3 protein-coding genes and 1 pseudogene are annotated in these 2837 nt (G+C 58.1%); 1 reads left to right on the forward strand and 3 read right to left on the reverse strand.

The annotated features are described in order from the left end of the window. A partial coding sequence (locus tag A2J01_RS30510) for a sugar phosphate nucleotidyltransferase (RefSeq protein WP_269455347.1) occupies positions 1 to 520 on the forward strand: 520 nt, incomplete at its 5' end. Here the strand turns inward: A2J01_RS30510 and A2J01_RS30515 are convergent. From A2J01_RS30515 to A2J01_RS30525, 3 genes and pseudogenes are all read right to left on the reverse strand, one after another. Further along, the gene (locus A2J01_RS30515) at positions 514 to 840 is read right to left on the reverse strand and encodes a helix-turn-helix domain-containing protein (protein ID WP_228232489.1); all 327 of its coding nucleotides are present in this window, start codon (positions 838 to 840) and stop codon (positions 514 to 516) included. The two genes, A2J01_RS30510 and A2J01_RS30515, sit on opposite strands and share 7 nt — an antisense overlap. Positions 841 to 1101: 261 nt before the next feature. Further along, a complete protein-coding gene (locus tag A2J01_RS30520; protein ID WP_081305432.1) occupies positions 1102 to 2574 on the reverse strand; it encodes a glycosyltransferase in 1473 nt (490 codons plus the stop codon). Next, positions 2568 to 2837, reverse strand: a pseudogene (locus tag A2J01_RS30525) (hypothetical protein); the annotation flags it as partial. The pseudogene A2J01_RS30525 and the gene A2J01_RS30520, both read right to left, overlap by 7 nt.

The following is a 2837-nucleotide window of genomic DNA, read 5'->3' on the forward strand; positions in this document are numbered from 1 at the left end:
GCTGCTTCCCGACGATCTGGTCCACCCCTGCGGCATTCTCGACGCGATGGCGAAGGTACGTGCCGAGCGTGGTGGTTCTGTGCTGTGCGCGTTCGACGTCGCGCCCGATCGTGTTGGGGCCTACGGAGTATTCGACGTCCAAACACCTGTGGAGGGCAGCGATCCCGATGTGCTTGCCGTCATCGGCATGGTTGAGAAGCCGGCTCCTGAGGATGCTCCGTCCACTCTCGCCGCGGCCGGACGATACCTTCTCGATCGCGCCGTGTTCGACGCGCTCAGACGAATCTCACCCGGGCAGGGTGGCGAACTACAACTGACGGATGCGATAGCGCTGTTGATCGCGGAGGGGCATCCGGTTCACGTCGTCGTCCATTACGGAACCCGCCACGATCTTGGTAACCCGGGAGGCTTTCTGCGAGCATCTCTCGACCATGCGCTCAGTCGCACCGAGTACGGACCGGAGTTGCGAGTCTGGCTCAAGGAACGATTGGATCAGCCGGATCCGCAGCTGACCTACTGACTTGCAAGGCTATGCGACGCGGAGCGTCTCGCCAGCTCATCGAGGAGATCTTGCGTGCTGAGCGACGACAGCGAAATCGGCTTGTCGTCCAGACCCGACTCGTCAGGTGTCATGTAGCCCGCCGCGACAAGAATTTCCTGGACGTGGACGTCGAAGACGCGGCAAGCAGTTCTGATCGTGTCCTGCGTGGGGGGGCGTTTCGCGGACAGCCACCGACCGAGTTCGGAGGGGCGTATTCCCAGCGCACGCGCAGCATCGGCTACGTCAGTTTCTTGGCGAAGTTCCAGTTGATGCTTCACCCATTCCGAAAAACCGCTCATACCGGTCATAGTGCCTGAGTGCTGCGCGGTAAGCCAGCGCCGTCTCGACACGTAAGGCGCTCGACGGCTGATCTGTGATCATTCGGCAACCAATCACCGCAGTTCTCGCGTACCGGTAGTTAAGTTTTGTGACTGGATTGTGTGTTTACCGCAACCATCTAGCTGTGCGTTTTCCGGTGAAACCCGAAATCGGGTGAAATTGTGGGTGAGGCGGATCAGTAGACATAACTCACACCTGTGTAGAACGTGAGGGTTGCGTTGTCACGTGTTCAGACCGTGGAAGGTTTTTTCCCAGTAGGACGGGTTGCGAATCAATTGGTAGGTCCCCTTGATCGCCGCGATGCTCATCAGCACCCAATACAACGGAGCAGTCAGACAGGCGAGGAGGAGCATCGCGTTTCGCGTTTCTCGGCACGCCACGAGGTTCATGTAGAGAACAGCGGCATTACCGAATGCCAGAGAGATCAACGCGGGGAAATAGACATAGTTGGGGAAGACCTGGTGGATCACTTCAGGTTGTCCGAGAATCCAGTCCAGACTGATGAGCCAGAACACCATGTTCAAAGTGGCGACCAATGGTGTGCCGGCCATGAGAATCGTGAATCGGAGAAAGCCGATCGGACCCAATCCTCGCCATAATTTGACGGGTTGGCGCATGTGGACGAGCCACGTCTGCAAATAGCCCTTGTACCAACGCGAGCGCTGTCTGATCCAGTTGATCGTGTCACTGTTGGCTTCTTCGAGCGTGGTGGAATTCAAGACCGCGGTGCGATATCCGCTCTCTGCAATCCGCACGCCGAGGTCCGCATCCTCCGTGACATTGAAAGGATCCCACGCCCCGATCTCGTCGAGGACGCTACGGCGTAGGTGATTCGAGGTGCCGCCGAGAGGAATCGGTGAATTGCTCCGCATCAATCCAGGAAGGATGAAGCTGAACCACAGCGCGTAATCGGCGGTGAACCACGCGGTCAACAGGTTCTGAGTTCCGTTGTGGAATGCAAGTTTGGCCTGAACACAAGCAGTGTTCTCGGGAAGTTTCGCGAAAGTTGCGACTACTCGACGTAATTGGAGTGGGTCGGGGGAATCCTCGGCGTCGTAGATCGTGACGATCTCGCCCGTCGAGAAATGCAGACCGTAGTTGCATGCTTTCGGTTTGGTTCGTGGATCGGCCGCGGGCACCTTCAGAATGCTGACGACCTCGTCCACACCGGCGGCAAGTGCAGCTTCGATAGTGACGGCGTCGTCTTCCTCCAGTAGGAGAAGGACTTGCATCTTGTCTGCCGGATACTCGATCGCTCGCATGGCTGCGATGAGGTCGCCGACGACTTCAGGCTCGTTGTATGCGGGGACCAGAATGGTATAGGTGGGAAGGTCGTCGTATGAAAGAGCAAGTGCCTCTTCGTCACTGATCGTCATGATCGAGGACGCATCGAGACCCCTCGTGAACAAGATCAGACGGTCGACCATCGCCCAGATGTATCCAATGGTGCAGATCAATGTCAGCGCGATGAGAGTCGGGACGAGGAAGAACACGAGGCTGACGACGACCAGCGCAAAGCCTGCCAACAACGTATTTCGCTGCCACGGATAGAAGGCCACGGAGGCGGATGAGATCGGATGGCGCTCGCGTAGACCGTTCACTGCATCGTGCAGGGCGGCCTCGCGGTACTCCGCTGTATCCGGGTCACCGCTGACCACGACACTGTTGGACTGGCTTCGGTTTGCGTTCACCACGTCTGAGCCTCCACGAGTAGTCGAGCGAGTGCTTCGAGCATGTCCAGGTCCTTGTACTCGGATTCGGTGTCTTCGGTCGAGGTTTCACCACGCAGTAGAACGGCGAGGGTATTGCTACCGTTGGACGCCATCGACGGCTTCGGTTCGGGGAAGTAGGCGTCGGGTTCGTGATTGTCGACGCTGATCAGGCTGACTCGTTGCGCTGCTCCGTCGCCCCGCGTCCAGACGAAATTGAGATTGCTCCATGTGAGAAGGAGAGCGTC

The sequence above is a fragment of the Rhodococcus sp. EPR-134 genome (assembly GCF_001647205.1).
In the GTDB taxonomy this organism is placed as follows: Bacteria; Actinomycetota; Actinomycetes; order Mycobacteriales; family Mycobacteriaceae; genus Rhodococcus_F; species Rhodococcus_F qingshengii.